This is a genomic window from Amycolatopsis roodepoortensis (genome assembly GCF_014873915.1).
Lineage (GTDB): Bacteria > Actinomycetota > Actinomycetes > Mycobacteriales > Pseudonocardiaceae > Amycolatopsis > Amycolatopsis roodepoortensis.
Window position 1 is genome coordinate 1,395,821 of the sequence record NZ_JADBEJ010000005.1, and the last position, 18,089, is coordinate 1,413,909.

Consider the following 18,089-nt stretch of genomic DNA (forward strand, 5'->3'; position numbering starts at 1 on the left):
TGGACCATGGCAGGGGAAACGACCGGCGTCGAAATCGTCGACGCCGCCCTGGCCGGCGAAGCCGCTCCGTTCGCGGAGCGGCTCGTCGCCGACCAGGTCGCATCGAAACTGGCGTCCCAGGACGCCACACTGTGGGGTCCCGAAGCCGAGTCCGAAGCGTCGATCCGTCTCTCGTGGACGACGCTGCACAAGTCCTCGCGGCCGTTGATCGGCGAGATCGAGGCTCTGCGCACCGACCTGCGTTCCGAGGGCGTCGACCGCGTCGTCCTCGCGGGCATGGGCGGTTCGTCGCTGGCCCCCGAGGTCATCACCGCGACCGACGGCGTCGCGTTGACGGTCCTCGACACCACCGACCCCGGCCAGGTCGCCGACGCGCTCGCCGGTGACCTGGAGCGCACGGTCATCGTCGTGTCGTCGAAGTCCGGGGGCACCGTGGAGACCGACAGCCACCGGCGGATCTTCGCGAAGGCCTTCGCCGACGCGGGGATCGACGCGGCCCGGCGGATCGTGGTCGTCACCGACCCCGGCTCTCCGTTCGCGGAACTGTCCGAAAAGGAGGGTTACCGCAAGGTCTTCCTCGCCGACCCGAACGTCGGCGGCCGTTACTCGGCGCTGACCGCGTTCGGGCTCGTCCCGGCCGGGCTCGCCGGCGCGGACGTCGCCCGCCTGCTCGACCAGGCCGCTTCGGTGGCCGACGAGCTGGCCACCGACTCCGTGGACAACCCGGCGATCAAGCTCGCGGCGGCGTGGGTCGCGGCGCACGAAAAGGGCGCCGAGAAGGTCGTCATCGGCGACACCGGCTCCGGGATCAAGGGCTTCGCCGACTGGGCGGAGCAGCTGATCGCCGAATCCACCGGCAAGCAGGGCACCGGTCTCCTGCCGGTCGCCGTCGAAGGCCCGGACTCCCCCGGTTTCGCCGACGCCAAGGGGGACGCCACTCCGGTGGCCGTCGGCGCGGCGGAAGGCGCGGCGAAGATCTCCGTGACCGGTTCGCTCGGCGCGCAGTTCCTGCTGTGGGAGTTCGCCACCGCGCTCGCCGGACGGCTGCTCGGGATCAACCCGTTCGACCAGCCCGACGTCGAGGCCGCCAAGAAGGCCGCGCGGTCGCTGCTCGACAACCCGGACAAGCTCAAGGGCGGCGAGAAGCCGTCCACTGTGGACGGCGCGGTCGAGGTGTTCGGCTCGGAAGGCGTTGCCACGGACGGGAAGCTCGCGGACATTCTGCGGGCTTTCTTCGACTCCGCCCCGGAAACCGGCTACATCGCGGTGCAGGCGTACCTCGACCGGCTCGACGACGCGTCGACCGCGGTCCTGCGCGGCGAGATCGCCAAGCGCACCGGCCGCCAGACCACCTTCGGGTGGGGGCCGCGGTTCCTGCACTCGACCGGGCAGTACCACAAGGGCGGGCACCAGAACGGTGTCTTCCTGCAGATCACCGGCGCCGTCGAGGACGATCTCGACGTTCCGGACCGGCCGTACACGCTCGGCGTCCTGCAGCACGCGCAGGCGCTGGGTGACGGCCAGGTGCTCGCCGAGCACGGCCGTCCGGTGCTGCGCCTGCACCTCACCGACCGGGCCGCCGGCCTGGCCGAACTGGTCCGCGCGGTACAGGAGGCCGGCGAGTGACACGAGCCTGGAACAACCCGCTGCGCGACCCGCGCGACAAGCGGCTGCCGCGGATCGCCGGGCCGTCCAGCCTGGTGATCTTCGGCGTCACCGGTGACCTCGCCCGCAAGAAGCTGATGCCGGCGATCTACGACCTCGCCCACCGCGGCCTGCTGCCCGCCGGGTTCTCGCTCGTCGGGTTCGCCCGGCGGGACTGGGAGCACCAGGACTTCGGCGAGCTCGTGCACGACTCGGTCAAGGAGCACGCGCGGACGCCGTTCAAGGAGTCGGTGTGGAACCGGCTCGCCGAAGGCATCCGATTCGTCCAGGGCACCTTCGACGACGACGACGCCTTCGACCGGCTCGCTCAGACGGTTAAGGACCTCGACGCCGAGCGCGGCACCGGGGGCAACACCGCGTTCTACCTGTCGATCCCGCCGAGCGCGTTCCCGGTGGTGACCAAGCAGCTCGCCCGCTCCGGCCTCGCCGAGGCGAGTGAGGACACCTGGCGCCGCGTCGTCATCGAGAAGCCGTTCGGCCGCGACCTCAAGAGCGCCAAGGAGCTCAACGAGATCGTGAACGACGTCTTCCCCGAGGAGTCGGTGTTCCGCATCGACCACTACCTCGGCAAGGAGACGGTGCAGAACCTGCTGGCGCTGCGCTTCGCGAACCAGCTGTTCGAGCCGATCTGGAACGCCAACTACGTCGACCACGTGCAGATCACCATGGCCGAGGACATCGGTCTCGGCGGCCGCGCGGGGTACTACGACGGCATCGGCGCCGCACGCGACGTCATCCAGAACCACCTGCTGCAGCTCCTCGCGCTCACCGCGATGGAGGAGCCGGTCTCGTTCGCCCCGCGCGCGCTCCGCGCGGAGAAGGTCAAGGTGCTTTCGGCGACCAAGCCGCTGGCGCCGTTCGACGAGACCACCGCGCGCGGGCAATACGCGGGTGGCTGGCAGGGCGGCATGAAGGTGCCGGGCCTGCTGCAGGAAGGCGGTTTCGCGAAGGACTCGACCACCGAGACCTACGCCGCGGTGACGCTGGAGGTGCAGAACCGCCGTTGGGCGGGCGTGCCGTTCTACCTGCGCACCGGCAAGCGGCTGGGCCGCCGGGTCACCGAGATCGCCGTGGTGTTCAAGCGGGCGCCGCATCTGCCGTTCGACTCGACCTCGACCGAGGAACTGGGCCAGAACGCGCTGGTGATCCGGGTGCAGCCCGACGAGGGCATCACGCTGCGGTTCGGGTCGAAGGTGCCGGGGACCACGATGGAGGTCCGCGACGTCACCATGGACTTCGGCTACGGGCACGCGTTCACCGAGTCGTCCCCGGAGGCCTACGAACGGCTCATCCTGGACGTGCTGCTCGGTGAGCCGTCGCTGTTCCCGGTGAACGAAGAGGTCGAACTGTCCTGGGAGATCCTGGACCCGATCCTCGACCACTGGGCCAAGAAGGGCGCGCCCGAGGCGTACCCGCCCGGTTCGTGGGGACCGCCGTCCGCGGACGAAATGCTGGAGCGTACCGGCCGGAACTGGAGGCGTCCGTGATCATCGACCTGCCGTCGACCACGACGTCGCAGCTGAACAAGAAACTCGTCGAGATCCGTGAACAGGGTGGGCAGGTCGCGCTCGGCCGCGTGCTGACGCTGGTCATCGTGGCCGACGACGACGACAAACTCGAAGAGGCGATCGAGGCAGCCAACGAGGCCAGCCGGGAACACCCCTCGCGGGTGATCGTGGTGGCCAAGGGCGCGCGGACCGCGGCGCCGCGGATCGACGGCCAGATCCGGGTCGGCGGCGACGCCGGCGCGAGCGAGGTCATCGTCCTGCGGCTCTACGGCCCGCTGGCCTCGCAGGGCCAGAGCGCGGTCGTGCCACTGCTGCTTCCGGACGCGCCGATCGTCACCTGGTGGCCGGGTACCGGTCCGAAGGCTCCGGCCAAGGACCCGCTCGGCGAGCTGGCCCAGCGCCGGATCACCGACTCGGCGGCGGAAAAGGCGCCCATAAGGGCACTCACCACCCGGGCGAAGTCCTATGTGGAGGGTGACACCGACCTGGCGTGGACCCGGCTGACCCGGTGGCGCGCGCAGCTGGTGTCCGCTTTGGACCTTCCGCCGTACGAGAAGGTCACCGGCGCGACGGTGACCGGCGAGGCCGACTCGCCCTCGACCGAACTGCTCGCCGGCTGGCTGGCCGAGTACCTCAAGGTGCCGGTGAAGCGGGTCAAGAGCAGCGGTGCCGCGGGCATCATCTCGGTGACGCTGGACCGGCGGTCCGGCCCGGTGGAACTGCACCGGCCGGACGGACGGGTCGGCATGCTGACCCAGCCCGGCCAGCCGGCGCGCCGGATCGCCCTGCAGCGGCGGGACAACAAGGACTGTCTGATCGAGGAGCTGCGGCGGCTCGACCCGGACGAGGTCTACGAGGCTTCGCTGAACGGGCTCGGCAAGATCTCGTCGGGCACCGCGAAGCCCGCTCCGGCGAAGAAGGCGGCTCCGGCGGCGAAGAAGGCTCCGGCAGCCAAGACCGCGAAAAGCGCCTCATGAGCAAGACCGAGGTCGTCGTCTACGAGAACCCGGACCTCCTGGCCGCCGCCGCGGCGGCCAGGCTGGTCACCCGGATCGTCGACGTCCAGGCCGCCAAGGGCTCCGCTTCGGTGGTGCTCACCGGCGGTGGCACCGGGATCGCGATCCTGCGCGAACTGCGCGACTCCAGTGCCCGCGACGCCATCGACTGGTCGCGGCTGGACCTCTACTGGGGCGACGAGCGCTTCGTCCCGGCGGACTCGGACGACCGCAACGAGAAGCAGGCCCGCGAGGCGCTGCTCGACCACGTCCCGCTCGACCCGAAGCGGGTGCACGCCATGGCACCCTCGGACGGCGAGTTCGGGGACGACGTCGACGCGGCGGCCGCGGCCTACGCGGAGGTTCTGGCGGCCAACGACGCGGCGTTCGACATCATGCTGCTGGGCCTCGGCGGGGAGGGGCACACCGCCTCGATCTTCCCCGACAGCCCGGCGGTGCACGAGAAGGAACGCTCGGTCGTCGCGGTGCGGGACTGCCCCAAGCCGCCGCCGACCCGGATCTCGCTCACCCTGCCCGCGATCCGTCGCGCGCAGGACATCTGGCTGGTCACCGGCGGCGACGCCAAGGCCGACGCCGTCGCGCAGGCGCTGGCCGGTGCGGGCGAGGTCGAGATCCCGGTGGCGGGAGCACGCGGCTCGCGTCGCACGCTCTGGCTGCTGGACCGAGGCTCCGCCTCGAAACTCACGAAGGTCTACCAGCCCCCTACGACGGGCTGACGCTTTCTCGCGTGAAGGCCCCCTTCCCTCGGCTGAGCCGAGGGAAGGGGGCCTTCACGCGCTTCGGGCGACGTGACCCAAGGCGTAACTCGCGTGATCAGAGGCGCAACTCGCGTGATTGAAGGGGTAACTCGCGAGTTGCGCCTTCAATCACGTGAGCTACGCCTCCAGACACGCGAGTTACGCCTTGGGTCACGACCCGTCCGGCGGCCCTGGTGGTGACACTCTCCTGGCGGAAGTCCGTGAAGGCCTCCTTCCCTACGCTGAAGGTAGTGAAGGAGGCCTTCACGGACTTCGCGCGGCAGGGTCACCGCGCGGCCACGAAACGTGACGTAGATCAACTTCCGGCGGCTTTCGCATCAGAGAGGACTTGTTCGCGCGTCGAAACGATCAACGGACCACCGAGCCCGGGTGGTCCGGTGTGGATTCGACCGACCGAACGTTCATGCACTTGTCCGCAGAACGGACAGTGACCGACCAGTCGCTAGCCCGACTGGGGGAAACTTACCGCCCTTGTACATCCACCCGTTAGCATCCGCACATTTGTTCGTTCCTGCGCGTCCCGATCGGGCGAAGAACACGTCTCACCATTCAAGTCCACAAGACGAGTGAGGTCGCCAGCGATGAGCACAGAGGGTCTCTCGATGCCAGGTATCTCGGTGGGCGGCTCCGGAGCGGACGCCGCCGACCGGATGCGCCGTGCCGCCGGGGTCATTTCGTTCGCCAAGATCAAACGCCCGGCGCTGGTCGCGCTGGGCATCGACACACTCGCGATCTTCCTTGCCGCGCTCGACGTGTGGCTGGTGATCCCCGAGAAGGCTCAGCCGTACTCGATCTATCTGTCCGGCGCCGCGTGCCTCGGCCTCGCCTTCCGGCGCAAGCTGCCGTTCCTCGCGGTGATCGTCACCGTCCCGGGGTTCCTGGCCGGCTGGTCGCAGCTGGCCGCGATGATCGCGCTCGGCTTCCTCGCCACCCGCAAACAGATGCACTGGCAGACCTGGACCGGGTTCGCGCTCGTCTTCACCTGCCGGTTCGTCCAGTGGCCGCTGGCCGACTTCGTCGAGCTCAGCTGGCGCGAGCACGTCCTGGACGGCATCTACGGCGTCATCGTCGCCGGGATGCCGGTGGCCATCGGCCTGCTCATCGGAGCGCGGACCGAGATCTCGCAGAAGCTGTCCGAACTCGCCGCCAGCCGCGACCGCGAACGCCGCTTCCACGCCGACGCCGTCCGCGCGGAGGAGCGCGCCCGCCTCGCGCGGGAAATGCACGACGTCGTCTCGCACCAGATCACGCTGATCGCGATGCAGGCGGGTGCGCTGCAGGCCCAGACCACCGACGCCCGCTCGCTCGAAACGGCGCAGGTCATCCGGAAGCTGAGCACCAAGACGCTCGAGGAACTGCGTTCACTCGTGAGCGTGCTCCGCTCGGGCTCCGAAGACGACGGGCCCCGGCCGGGGATCAACGAACTCGACCGGCTGATCCGCGGTTCGGACGTCCCGGTGCATCTGACCGTCGAGCGGATCCCCGACCTGCTGCCCAGCCAGGTTTCGGCGGCGGCCTACCGGACCGTGCAGGAATGCCTGACCAACGTGCACAAGCACGCGCCCGGCGCCACCGCGACCATCCGGATCCAGGGCGAGCACGGTTCGCTCAAGGTCGAAATACGCAACGAGCGCGCCCGGACCCCCGGTGCGGCCCTGCCCTCGGGAGGGCACGGGCTGACCGGGCTGGCCGAACGCGCTCGACTGCTGGGTGGGAGCTTCGAGACCGCCGACACCGAGGACGGCGGGTTCCGGGTGCGTGCCCGGTACCCGCTCGACCGGTGAGCGAAGGCTAGGTCAGATCTCCCGGCGCTGGCGCAACCGCTCCAGCGCCTCGGCGAGGATGGCCTCGCCGTCGGCGTCGGAACGCCGTTCCTTCACGTACGCGAGGTGAGTCTTGTAAGGCTCGGTCCGCGGCGCGGCAGGAGGGTTCTTCTCGTCCTGCCCACCGGGGAGCCCGCAGCGCGGGCAGTCCCACTCGTCGGGGATCTCCGCGTCCATCGAGAACGAGGGCTGTGCCTCGTGCCCGTTGGCGCACCAGTAGGAAATGCGGCGCCTCGGCGCCGACTCACCCCGTTCCGATTCGCCCGAAGGACCGGCACCCACACGGGTGCCCCGAATCGCGTTACCGCCAACCATGAATCCTCACACCTATAGGGATCGGCGGCGCGCCCCCCATAGGCACGCCGAAACACCTGGATCGATCAGACCTTGAGCAGGAGCCCGAGGCCGATGATGCTGATCAGCCACACCGCGCCCAGCAGCAGCGTGATCCGGTCGAGGTTCTTCTCGGCCACGCTCGAGCCGGAGAGGCTCGACTGCATACCGCCACCGAACAGCGAAGACAGACCGCCACCACGGCCGCGGTGCAGCAACACGGCGACCACCAGCAGCACGCTGGAGGCGATCAACAGGATTTGCAGGAACAGCTTCATGTCATCCTCTGCGCTCTTGGAGAATGCAGGAAAACGGTGTGCACAGGCGGCCAGGTTTGAAAACGACCCAGCGCCACCAGGACACACCGTACTCCTGGACTCGTCCACTGCTGTGTGACGGACCGGATACCCAGGTTACCCGGTAGGTGCCCCGATCAGGGCAGGGGCCCGCCCGCGGCGAGTGCGCAGAGTTTGGTGAACTCGTCACCATCCAGGCTGGCACCACCGACGAGCGCACCATCGATGTTCTCGCAGGCGACGAGGTCACTGATGTTGTTGGCCTTGGCCGAGCCGCCGTAGAGCACCCGGACCGAGGACGCGACCTCGGCACCGTACTTCTCGGCGAGGGTGGCGCGGATGGCTCCGCACACCTCCTCGGCGTCCTGCGGGGTCGCGACCTTGCCGGTCCCGATCGCCCAGACCGGCTCGTAGGCGACGACGACGTCCTTGACCTGCTCGGCCTTGAGCCCCTTGAGGCCCTCGACCAGCTGGGCCGTGGTGTGGGCGATGTGCTCGCCGGCCTCGCGGACCTCGAGCTTCTCCCCCACGCACAGGATCGGCGTGATGCCGTGCTTGAGCGCGGCCTTGACCTTCTTGTTCACCAGTTCGTCGGATTCGCCGTGGTACTCACGCCGCTCCGAGTGCCCGACGGTGACGAAGCTGCAGCCCAGCTTGGCCAGCATCGGGCCCGACACGTCACCGGTGTAGGCACCGGAGTCGTGCGGCGACAGGTCCTGGGCGCCGTAGGTGAGCGACAGCTTGTCGCCGTCGGTCAGCGTCTGGACGCTGCGGATGTCGGTGAACGGCGGCAGGACCGCGACGTCGACCTTCGCGTAGTACTTCTCCGGCAGGGCGAAGGCGATCTTCTGAACCAGCGCGATGGCTTCGAGGTGGTTCTGGTTCATCTTCCAGTTGCCGGCGATGAGCGGTTTGCGCGCCACTAGTCGTTCTCTCCCAGCACAGCGACTCCGGGCAGTTCCTTGCCCTCCAGGTACTCCAGCGACGCGCCGCCGCCGGTCGAGATGTGCGAGAAGCCGTCCTCCGGCAGGCCGAGCTGCCGCACGGCCGCGGCGGAGTCTCCCCCGCCGACCACGGTGAACGCGTCGCTCTCGACCAGCGCTTCGGCCACGGCGCGGGTGCCGCCGGCGAAGGACTCGAACTCGAACACGCCCATCGGGCCGTTCCAGAACACGGTCGCCGCGTCGGCCAGCTTGCCCGCGAACAGCTCCCGCGACTTCGGGCCGATGTCGAGACCCATCCGGTCGGCCGGGATGGCCGTCGCGTCGACGACGTCGAACTCCGCGTCGGCCGCGAAGCCCGTCGCGGCGAGGACGTCCACCGGCAGGATCAGCTCGACGCCGCGCTTCTCCGCCTCGGCGAGGAAGCCGCGGACCTGCTCCAGCTGGTCCTCCTGCAGCAGCGAGTTCCCGACCTCGTGGCCCTGGGCCTTGAGGAAGGTGTACGCCATGCCGCCGCCGATGAGCAGCCTGTCGACCTTGGTCAGCAGGTTCGCGATGACACCCAGCTTGTCCGACACCTTGGCGCCGCCGAGGACGACGACGTACGGACGCGCGAGGTCCTCGGTGAGTTTCTTGAGGACGTCGACCTCGGCCAGCACCAGACCGCCCGCGTACGCCGGAAGCGCACGGGCGATCTCGTAGACCGAGGCCTGCTTGCGGTGCACGACACCGAAACCGTCGGAGACGAACGCACCGCCCGGGACGAGCGCGGCCAGCTCGGCGGCCAGCTCCTGCCGCTCGGCCTCGACCTTGCTGGTCTCGCGCGCGTCGAAACGCACGTTCTCCAGCAGGGCCACCTGGCCGTCGGTCAGGCCGGCGACGGTGGCCTTGGCGGACTCGCCGACCAGGTCACCGGCCAGCGGGACGTCGACGCCGAGCAGCTCGGTGAGCTTCGCGGCGACGGGTGCGAGCGAGAACTTCGGGTCCGGCTCGCCCTTGGGACGGCCGAGGTGCGCCGTGACGACCACCTTCGCGCCCGCCTCGGCGAGGCGCTTGAGGGTCGGCAGGGCGGCGCGGACGCGGCCGTCGTCGGTGATGGTCTCCCCGTCGAGCGGGACGTTCAGGTCGGAACGTACGAGTACGTACCTGCCCGAGACGTCCTCGCCCAGCAGGTCTTCGAGGTTCTTCAGCGCCATGGGTCAGGAGAGCTTGGTGCCGACGAGCTTGACGAGGTCGGCGAGGCGGTTGGAGTAGCCCCACTCGTTGTCGTACCAGCCGACGACCTTGACCTGGTTGCCGATGACCTTGGTCAGCGGCGCGTCGTAGATGCAGGACGCCGGGTCGGTGACGATGTCGGCCGAGACGATCGGGTCGTCGCTGTAGCGCAGGATGCCGGCCAGGGGGCCCTCGGCGGCGGCCTTGTACGCGGCGTTGATCTCCTCGAGGGTCGCGCTCTTGGTCAGCGTGACGGTGAGGTCGGTGGCCGAACCGGTCGGGACCGGGACGCGGACCGCGTAGCCGTCGAGCTTGCCGTTGAGCTCCGGCAGGACCAGGCCGATGGCCTTGGCGGCACCGGTCGAGGTCGGGACCATGCTCAGCGCGGCGGCGCGGGCACGGCGCAGGTCCTTGTGCGGCGCGTCCTGCAGGTTCTGGTCCTGCGTGTACGCGTGGATCGTGGTCATCAGGCCCTGCTCGATGCCGAAGGCGTCGTTGAGGACCTTGGCCAGCGGGCCGAGGCAGTTGGTGGTGCAGGACGCGTTCGAGATGATCGTCTGCGAACCGTCGTACTTGTCGTCGTTGACGCCGAGGACCACGGTCAGGTCCTCGCCCTTGGCGGGCGCGGAGATGATGACCTTCTTGGCGCCACCGGCGATGTGCGCCTTGGCGGCGTCGCCGTTGGTGAAGAAACCGGTCGACTCGACGACGACGTCCACGCCGAGGTCGCCCCAGGGCAGGTTGGCCGGGTCGCGCTCGGCGAGGGCCTTGATCGTCTTGCCGTCGACGACGATGCCCTCGTCGCTGACGCTGACCTCGCCCGGGAAGCGGCCGAGGATGGAGTCGTACTTGAGCAGGTGGGCCATGGTGGCGACGTCGCCGAGGTCGTTGAACGCGACCACCTCGATGTCGTGACCGGCGGCCTGCACGGCCCGGAAGAAGTTGCGGCCGATGCGGCCGAAGCCGTTGACACCTACGCGAACCGTCACTGCTGCCACTCCCTTGAGACTCGTCCGGGATCGCCCCGGTAAGACGTCCTTTACTCGGGCGCAACCCTAGCGTGCGTGCTCGGGCGACCCTCTTTGCCCTGACGAGACTTCCACCACTCGGTGGGTCAGGTCAAGAATCGATTAAGACCATCGCTACCAGGCCGTCTTGGGGAAACTCTCAGCTTCCCTGTGCTAGCCGTCGCTCCAGCGGTGTCCGCATTCGTGGCGTGACTCGCACCTCTCCGAACCACTCGGCCAGGTGGTTCGCCTCCGCCTCGACGGCCCGTTCGACGTCCGTGCCGACGTCCTCCAGGAGTCGATGGACGATCTCACCGTCCGGCCGTTGCGCCCAGCCGCCGACGATGCGGCCGTCCGCCCAGACCGTGGGCCCGATGTTGCCGGTGCCGTCGAACAACGGCGCCTTGTGCGGGCCGAGGTACCAGTCGCGCTCGATCCAGCCCATCGACGTCGGGTCGAGGGACGGGAGCAGGGCGACCCAGGGCTCCGGCTCCGCGACCGGCTCCAGATCGTCGGCGAGCACCACTCCGGGGACGCCGTCGAGATCCACCTCGACCGGCTGAATCTCCGCGAGCGCCTTCTTCGTCTGGCCCGCCGTCCAGCCGGTCCACCAGCGGAGGTCCGCGATGGGGGCGGGGCCGTAGGCGTAGAGCCACCTCCGGGCGAGCTCGACGCGGGCGGCGTCGGCGTCCCATTCGGCAAGGCCCTGTGGCAACCAGCCCTCCATCGGCGCCCAGTAGTACTGACTGCTGATCCAGCTGCCGCGCGGGCGGCCGCGCACAATGCGGCCGTCGACCGCGAGCTGGAAGAGGACCCGGCTGGTGACGTTGGCGATCGCCTCGTACGGCTTTCCCTTCGCCATCAACAGCTGTTGCTTGAGCCGCGGCTCGTCCTCGGACAGCTGTTGCGCCGTCGCCGATCCCCTGGCTTTCAGCGCCCGCTCGGTCGCGTCTTCGACCTCGGCGAGCCAGCGCCCGGGTTCTGTGACGTTCTCCGGATGCCCTTGCGTGCCGAGATGCTGTTCGAGCAGGCGGCGCTGCTTCTTGGCGATGTCGGCGGAACAGGCGGCCTGCACGAGCGCCGCGTTCTCGTGCCCGAGGACGAAGACCGTGCGGCGCATGCCGAGCATCCGGATCAGCGTTCGCTCTTCGTAGAGCGCGTTCTCCAGCTCGGAGACGCCGCTGCCCTTCACGCGCACCCACGCCGACAGGTGCACCGACGCCGGGTCCGTGGCGTGCAGCGCGACGACCGCGTCCGCGGCGGCGTGCACCGACTCGGCGGGCGCGGCGAGACGATGACGCGTCGCGAGGCGGGCGCGGCGCTGCGCGGTATCGATCTTGGGGGTCACGGATCGGTTCTATCACCGGGGTCCGACAAAACCCCGGATCAGACCGGGGCTCGTCAGTTCCGGCGCTCCCGGCCGTGGGCCACCGGCGGCATCGGTGCCCCGGGCCGCGGCTCGAAGCGTGCGACTTGCGGACGCCGCGCCCGCGGGTGCGGCGACGCGGGAGCGACAGCCGGGATCACCTGGGTGATCTCGGTGTCCGGGTGCGGCGGCGCCGCGGCGGCGACGGGCTGCATCACCTGAGTGATCTCGTTATCCGGGTGTGGCGCGGGCCTTCCGTCGCCGGGCCGGGTTTCGTCCGGCGCCCGGAGGTAGATCCGCAGCTTCTGGGTCGGCCGTTCGATGAGCCGCCAGGAGACCAGCCCGCAGAGGTACGCGGTGGGCACCGCGAGCACGATCAGCAGGTACGAGTCGCGCACCCCGGCGAGGGTGAACAGCTGCTGTACCGGCATTCCCCACACGTACATCCCGTAACTGGGATAGACCCACTGGTCGTAACCCTCAAGCCGGCGCGGCCAGTGGTACGCCCAGGTGATCGCGCCGTAGCCCGCGGCGATGGGCAGGATGAAACGCGTCGCGGGTTCGATGGGCGGGGTGAAGTTCGCGACGAGGTAGAGCGCCACCAGCGCGTACGCGACGGCCGGGCGCAACGGGATCAGATCCCGGTAGCTGTGCAGCAGCATGCCGAGGACGAACGCCACCAGGAACGCGACCATCGACCCCAGTGGCACGCTGAACAACGAGCCCGCGTCGCCGTGGAAGCCGACCGAGGCCCCCATGATCCCGTCCGCCACCATGAACGCCAGTAGCAGCGGGAACAGCACGATCCGCCCGCGCGCGAGGCCGCCCACCAGCCCGATGACGAGCACGATCAGATATCCGGTGGTCTCCATCGGGAGCGTCCAGATCGAACCGTTCGCGGAGAACGGGTACGGGTTCTCGGTGAACACGCCCGGGAGCAGATGCTGCAACGGGTACAGCATCGCGTTGTTCACGACGTAGCCCCAGGTGTCGTGATTCCCCCAGTACTCACGCGGGCTGAGCACCGTGACCAGTGGCCCGATCACGAACGCCGTCACCATGACCACGAACAGCAGCGGCGGCCAGATCCGCAGCACCCGCTTGAGCAGGTACCGCCACCACGAGGAGTCCCGCCGCCAGCTGTCCGCGATCTGGTAGCCGCTCATGGCGAAGAAGCCCATGAGCGCGAAGTACCCCAGCGAGATGTTCCAGCTCGACGGCAGGCTGGTGATCCGGCTCGGCTCGATGATCGGGAAACAGTGCTCGAAGACGACCAGGATCGCCCCGAACATCCGCAGCCACGCGAACCCGGTGTCCGGTTTCGCGTAGGTCTTCGCGCCCGGGCTACTCATGGACCACCGGCGCGATGGCTTCGGAACAGGTGATCACGTCCATGGCACACCCCGCACGCCGGACCATTCGATCAACCGATGCGCTTCTCCCCGAACCCGCCATGCGCGGGAGGTTACCGGTGGCTTGCCGGGGCCGTACCGGATACCGATACTTCTGGTGGGAAAAGTACCGACGCGTACCATCGCCGAACACCCAGAGCACAGAAGGAGCAACCCACGGTGACCGAGTCCGACCGTTCACGCCGGGAACGCAACCTGGGACTCGTGGTGATCCTGGTGCTGGTGCTCGTCCTGGAGACCGCGGTGATCGGTTACCTCGTCACCTCGAACTGAGTGACGGCCCTCCGGGCTGTCAGGCGTTCACCGGACTCCCGCGACTCTCCGAACCCGTTACTTTCGATTCCGTCAACGGAACGGGACCCGAGTTCTTGTGCGCGATCGCGCCGGGTACCGCTGTCCACCGGTTGAAAGAGTGGGGATATCCATGTCCAAATTCGGGAGATTCTTGGTGACGTCCGCCGCGACCGCCGCAATGGCGGGAACGGCGATGTTCGGCCTGTTCGCCGCGCCCGCGCAGGCCGCGGAAACGGACGCGTCGCGCGAGATCGGAATCGCTTCCTCCGACGACGGCGCCTGCAAGACGAAGAAGACGGTCGGAAACGCGAGGAACAAGGGAGACATCTTCCACTCCTACGCCAAGACCACCGTTTTCAAGCACAACCACGTCGGCATCTACTACACGACGAAGACGATCGTGGAGGCGCCCGGTTCGGGTAAGAAGAGCAAGGCCGTCACGGCTTCCACGCTGAAGAAGTGCGGCCCCATCTACAAAATGTCCGTCGATGTCAAGCAGTCCACTCGCAACAAGGCGGCCGATCACGCTTACAACAAGTTCCGTGATCTGCCCTACGATTCGAACTTCGCCGACAACAAGGACAACAGCAACGGGAAGCTGAACTGCTCCGAGCTGGTGTGGAAGGCCTACAAGCACGGCGCGAAGGTCGACCTGGACAGCAACGGCGGGCCGGGCGTCTACCCCGACAACATCAAGGATCACAAGAGCACCGAGGTCTACGCGACCATCAAGTAACGACGCCCTGTGGACGGTGCGGCCCGCCGCGTGCGGGCCGCACCGCCCACCGCTTGAGAGGATCCGGCCCGGTGCGCCTACCCAGACTCATCGCGCTCGCCGCCTGCGCGCTCCTGCTCACGACGGCCTGCGCTTCGCCCGGCAGCGAAGCGGAGATGAACATCGCCGATCCCGCCGCGGTGAAACTCGGTGAAACCGTCGTCGCGTTCTCTCTCAGCCCGGACACCTCCGCCGACAATCCGGCGGAAAAGCGGCAGCCCGGCTATCTGGTCCTGGTGCGGGCGGACGGCGGGACGCAGCTGATCGAGACCAGCGGCATGACCGAGTCGCATATCGCATGGTCGGAGACCGGACTGTTCTTCAGCGACGACAATCGCGACTACATTCTCGGCAAGGACGGCCTGACCGGCTTCGAGAACAAGAAGGCAGGGCATCAGCAGTCGGCCTTCGCATTGCCCGGCAGCCAGGGTTTCGTCGCGGTCTACAACGAAGGCTTCTCGGAAACCGGCTACACCAATCAGGTTGCCGTCACCACCTCGACCGGTTCCCGGCTTTACCGGGTCGAGGGAAACTACTTCATGAACGCGCTGTGCGGCGGCGTCCTCAATGGGATCGCCACCGATGTGGGAGCTCATTTCGCGGAGTCGGCCACGATTCCCGGTATGCGCTCGAAGCTCGACCCCAGTGCGCAGCCGGAACTGCTTTCCCAGCTGTACCCGGCGACCGATGGAAAGGAAAAGGTCCTCGCCTGGCGAGGGGTCTTCGACGCGGGAGACCACAACCGTCACGTGCCCTGTCGCGACGGCGTCATCACGTTCCTTTCCGATTACACCGACGCCGACGGCAAGCCCCGGACGACCGTCGTTTCGTGGAACACGGGCGACGGCAAGTACACCGAACAGCCCCTCGTGGACGCCGAGGGCCGCCCCGTCACCGAGAAACTGGTCGACCCCGAGACGTTCTCCCAGAAGACGTACGACGCCAGGGCCCTGCGGGGAGGTCACCTCGAATGGCTCGCCGCCGACGGCCGGATCATGACGACCGAGATCGCGTCCGGGGTCACCGTGCCGCGGTTCGGCACCGGGTTCACCTCGGACAGCGATTCGTCCAGCCAGGCGGTTTTCACGGACCGGTCGATCACCCTGATCCAGGAGAGGTTCGACGGCAAGACGCCGGTCAAGATCAAGCGGTTCGACCGCGCCACCGGGAACCTGATCACCGAAATCACCGTGCCCGGACTGGCGGAACGGTTCGGCATCCGGTTCAACCTGCGCGGTATGGCCGTCCCGCCGGCCTCGTGAGTGGTGAGGACGGTTAGAACCGTCCTCACCACTCACGAGACCAGACGCACTCGGTTCGTGGTTCTGCCAGGTGCTGGGCTTCGCTACGTCGTCTGTGGCCGGGCCTGGCACCGGTTGGTGATCATGTCGCGAAAGCCACTTTCGAGACGTGTGATGTCCCGAAAGTGGCTTTCGCGACGCCGACTGAAGACCCCCATGCTCCACGGACCGGGCCCGGGATCCACGGCGGCCGGAAGTCAGTAGGCACCTAAGACATCCTCGGTTCACCACTCACGAGGGTCTAGACCCGCTCCAGCTCGAAGACCGGGATGACCCGGCTGGTCTTGCTCTGGTAGTCGGCGAACTGCGGCATGACGGCGGACTGCCTGGCGTAGACCTCGTCGCGCTCGGCGCCGGCGAGCAGCCGCGCGCGGACCGGGAAGGTCTCGGTGCCGAGCTCGACCTTCGTGTCCGGGTTGGCCACCAGGTTGTGGAACCAGGCCGGGTTGTCGTCGGCTCCGCCCTTGCTCGCGAAGATGTAGATCCGGTCGCCTTCGAGAAGCGGGACGAGCGGCGCGATGCGCTGGGTGCCGGACTTCGCGCCGGTGTGGTGGACGAGGACCAGCGGGTAGCCCTCGAACATGCCACCCGCCTTGCCGCCGGTCTCACGGAACTCGGCGATCACGGTGCGGTTGATCTGGTCGAAGTCGAACGTGTCAGTCATGACCTCGATGGTATGACGCACCCGGTGACCGTTTCGATGCCTGAGAACGCCACGAAGATATCCATTTGTCGCACTATCCTCGACGTCATGGACCTGTTGGCCGAAGCGCTCGCCGTGGGCGGCGTCCGCGGCACCGCCGGGGCGCGGATCGAGGCGTCCGGACCGTGGGGCATCCTCTGGCACGGCATCACCCGCGCCGCCTTCTACGCCATCACCTGCGGCACGGCCTGGCTGGAACTGACCGGGCACCCGCCGCGGCAGCTCATGCCCGGCGACGTCGTCCTGTTGCCGAACGGCCCGGAGCACACTCTGCGCAGCGCTCCGGACGTCGCGATCATTCCCAATCTGTGCACGGCGGCCGAGAAGGCGCGGGACTGCGGTGGCGTGCTGCGCCTCGGCTCCGGGGACGTGGAGACGCATGTCCTCGGCGCCTCCTACGACTACGACCCGGCGGTGTCCACTCAGGTGCTCGCCACCCTGCCGGAGCTGGTGCACATCCGCGCGAACCACGTCGGCGGCGGGCTGGACGACACCGTCCGGCTGTTGTCGCGGGAACTGGCCTCCCCGCAGATCGCCACCGAGTTCGTCCTCAACCGGCTCGTCGACATCCTCCTGGTCCAGTTGCTGCGCGCGTGGCGGACCGAGAAACCGGCGGAGGCGCGGGGAACCTGGCTCGGCGTCCTCGGCGATCCGCTGATCAGCGTGGCGCTGACGAAGATCCACGAGGATCCGGCGAAACCGTGGACCACCGACCTGCTCGCGGCGGAACTGTCGACCTCGCGCAGCACGCTGACCCGCCGCTTCCGCGAAACCACCGGCCGGACACCCGGCGAGTACCTGACCCAGTGGCGGATGGACCTGGCCGCCGTCCGGCTGCGCGACACCGGCGACACGGTGGACACCATCGCCCGCTCGGTCGGCTACACGTCGGTGTACGCGTTCAGCCGGGCTTTCCGCCGCGCTCGCTGTCAGGCTCCTGGGCAGTACCGGGCCATGGCTCGGGAAGGCCTCAAGCCGGCCGGGTGACCGGAACGACGTCGAGAAGTTCCTTCAGGCCTTCGAAATCCTGCGGATTGGTGGTGTACAACGGCATCCGGTGCGCGATGGCCACACTGGCGATCATCAGGTCGGCCACCCGGCGCCGGGGCGTCCTGCCCATCGCGAGCACGGACGCCGACACCCGGCCGAAGATGCGGGCCGCCTCGGTACCGAACGGCAGTGGATCGAATTCCGATTCCACTCGTTGCAGCAGATCCGTGCGCCGGGCTCGTTCGGCCGGGTCGGTGGCGTAATGCGGACCCGCCGAAAGCTCGGCGAGCGTGATCGTGCTGATCGACATCAGATCCGGCAGCTGGGCGTGATCGATCGACCGCCGCAGAATGAGGATGTTCGTGTCGAGCAGGCCGTGGACCTCAGCGGCCATAGGGATCGTCCGCCTCCCCTTCGAAGGCCTCGTCGAGATCCGCGCGGAACCTTTCCGGGTCGATGAGCGGAGCGTTCGCCGAGCCGGTGGCGAACTGGTCACGGGAAACGGCGTGCCGTCGACACAGCGGGACCAGCTGGGCGATGGGCGAACCACTGCGGGTCACGGTGAAGGTCTCACCGTGCTCGACCGCATCCATGATCTCGCCGGACCGGTTCCGGAGATCACGCTGAGAGATCTCGTGCTGAACGCTCATGAGCACACTATAGCGCTCATGTGCCCCGGAGTGCCA

General features: G+C 68.4%; 18 protein-coding genes. 8 read left to right on the top strand and 10 right to left on the bottom strand.

Going from position 1 to position 18,089, the window contains the following annotated elements; all coding sequences use genetic code 11:
* Nucleotides 1–6 precede the first annotated feature (6 nt).
* The 5 genes from H4W30_RS25860 (at nt 7) to H4W30_RS25880 (ending at nt 6,731) form a co-directional block, all read left to right on the top strand.
* The gene (locus H4W30_RS25860; RefSeq protein ID WP_192745225.1) at nt 7–1,626 is read left to right on the top strand and encodes a glucose-6-phosphate isomerase; all 1,620 of its coding nucleotides are present in this window, start codon (nt 7–9) and stop codon (nt 1,624–1,626) included.
* On the top strand, nt 1,623–3,152 hold the full coding sequence (gene zwf / locus H4W30_RS25865; protein ID WP_063270998.1) for a glucose-6-phosphate dehydrogenase: 1,530 nt from the start codon (nt 1,623–1,625) through the stop codon (nt 3,150–3,152). Before H4W30_RS25860 ends, zwf begins: the two co-directional genes overlap by 4 nt.
* A complete protein-coding gene (gene opcA, locus H4W30_RS25870) occupies nt 3,149–4,150 on the top strand; it encodes a glucose-6-phosphate dehydrogenase assembly protein OpcA (RefSeq protein WP_192745226.1) in 1,002 nt (333 codons plus the stop codon). Before zwf ends, opcA begins: the two co-directional genes overlap by 4 nt.
* Nucleotides 4,147–4,905 (top strand): 6-phosphogluconolactonase, encoded by a 759-nt coding sequence (gene pgl / locus H4W30_RS25875; protein WP_126731775.1) that lies wholly within the window; start codon nt 4,147–4,149, stop codon nt 4,903–4,905. The genes opcA and pgl overlap by 4 nt, the downstream gene beginning before the upstream one ends.
* Before the next feature lie 623 nt (nt 4,906–5,528).
* On the top strand, nt 5,529–6,731 hold the full coding sequence (locus tag H4W30_RS25880) for a sensor histidine kinase (RefSeq protein ID WP_167373484.1): 1,203 nt from the start codon (nt 5,529–5,531) through the stop codon (nt 6,729–6,731).
* A gap of 12 nt (nt 6,732–6,743) precedes the next feature.
* On the opposite strand, the gene H4W30_RS25885 is transcribed toward H4W30_RS25880, so the two are convergent.
* From H4W30_RS25885 to H4W30_RS25915, 7 genes are all read right to left on the bottom strand, one after another.
* Nucleotides 6,744–7,085 (bottom strand): RNA polymerase-binding protein RbpA, encoded by a 342-nt coding sequence (locus H4W30_RS25885; protein WP_034311760.1) that lies wholly within the window; start codon nt 7,083–7,085, stop codon nt 6,744–6,746.
* Nucleotides 7,086–7,150: 65 nt separating this feature from the next.
* A complete protein-coding gene (secG, locus tag H4W30_RS25890; RefSeq protein ID WP_016333144.1) occupies nt 7,151–7,381 on the bottom strand; it encodes a preprotein translocase subunit SecG in 231 nt (76 codons plus the stop codon).
* Between the two features lie 155 nt (nt 7,382–7,536).
* Complete coding sequence (tpiA, locus tag H4W30_RS25895; RefSeq protein WP_192745227.1) at nt 7,537–8,322, bottom strand: triose-phosphate isomerase; 786 nt, start codon at nt 8,320–8,322, stop codon at nt 7,537–7,539.
* A complete protein-coding gene (locus tag H4W30_RS25900; RefSeq protein ID WP_318780734.1) occupies nt 8,322–9,530 on the bottom strand; it encodes a phosphoglycerate kinase in 1,209 nt (402 codons plus the stop codon). Before H4W30_RS25900 ends, tpiA begins: the two co-directional genes overlap by 1 nt.
* Before the next feature lie 9 nt (nt 9,531–9,539).
* Entirely contained in the window at nt 9,540–10,544 is a 1,005-nt protein-coding gene (gene gap / locus H4W30_RS25905) for a type I glyceraldehyde-3-phosphate dehydrogenase (protein ID WP_038515534.1), read from the bottom strand.
* Nucleotides 10,545–10,722: 178 nt separating this feature from the next.
* Nucleotides 10,723–11,910, bottom strand: a complete 1,188-nt coding sequence (locus H4W30_RS25910; protein WP_192745229.1) for a winged helix DNA-binding domain-containing protein — start codon at nt 11,908–11,910, stop codon at nt 10,723–10,725.
* 53 nt (nt 11,911–11,963) lie between these two features.
* The gene (locus H4W30_RS25915) at nt 11,964–13,280 is read right to left on the bottom strand and encodes an acyltransferase family protein (RefSeq protein ID WP_192745230.1); all 1,317 of its coding nucleotides are present in this window, start codon (nt 13,278–13,280) and stop codon (nt 11,964–11,966) included.
* 508 nt (nt 13,281–13,788) lie between these two features.
* On the opposite strand from H4W30_RS25915, the gene H4W30_RS25920 reads away from it, so the two are divergent.
* Complete coding sequence (locus H4W30_RS25920) at nt 13,789–14,370, top strand: YiiX/YebB-like N1pC/P60 family cysteine hydrolase (RefSeq protein ID WP_192745231.1); 582 nt, start codon at nt 13,789–13,791, stop codon at nt 14,368–14,370.
* A gap of 71 nt (nt 14,371–14,441) precedes the next feature.
* Entirely contained in the window at nt 14,442–15,671 is a 1,230-nt protein-coding gene (locus H4W30_RS25925; protein ID WP_192745232.1) for a hypothetical protein, read from the top strand.
* A gap of 280 nt (nt 15,672–15,951) precedes the next feature.
* On the opposite strand, the gene H4W30_RS25930 is transcribed toward H4W30_RS25925, so the two are convergent.
* Nucleotides 15,952–16,374 carry a nitroreductase family deazaflavin-dependent oxidoreductase gene (locus H4W30_RS25930; protein ID WP_192745233.1) on the bottom strand — a complete coding sequence of 141 codons (423 nt, stop codon included), beginning with the start codon at nt 16,372–16,374 and terminating at the stop codon, nt 15,952–15,954.
* Nucleotides 16,375–16,461: 87 nt separating this feature from the next.
* Between H4W30_RS25930 and H4W30_RS25935 the strand changes: the two genes are divergently transcribed.
* Nucleotides 16,462–17,400, top strand: a complete 939-nt coding sequence (locus H4W30_RS25935; protein ID WP_192745234.1) for an AraC family transcriptional regulator — start codon at nt 16,462–16,464, stop codon at nt 17,398–17,400.
* Here the strand turns inward: H4W30_RS25935 and H4W30_RS25940 are convergent.
* Together H4W30_RS25940 and H4W30_RS25945 are read right to left on the bottom strand one after the other, a co-directional pair.
* Nucleotides 17,384–17,797, bottom strand: coding sequence for a type II toxin-antitoxin system VapC family toxin (locus H4W30_RS25940; RefSeq protein WP_192745235.1), 414 nt, complete (start codon nt 17,795–17,797; stop codon nt 17,384–17,386). The genes H4W30_RS25935 and H4W30_RS25940 overlap by 17 nt on opposite strands.
* Nucleotides 17,787–18,053, bottom strand: coding sequence for a type II toxin-antitoxin system Phd/YefM family antitoxin (locus H4W30_RS25945; protein WP_192745236.1), 267 nt, complete (start codon nt 18,051–18,053; stop codon nt 17,787–17,789). Before H4W30_RS25945 ends, H4W30_RS25940 begins: the two co-directional genes overlap by 11 nt.
* Nucleotides 18,054–18,089: the final 36 nt, after the last annotated feature.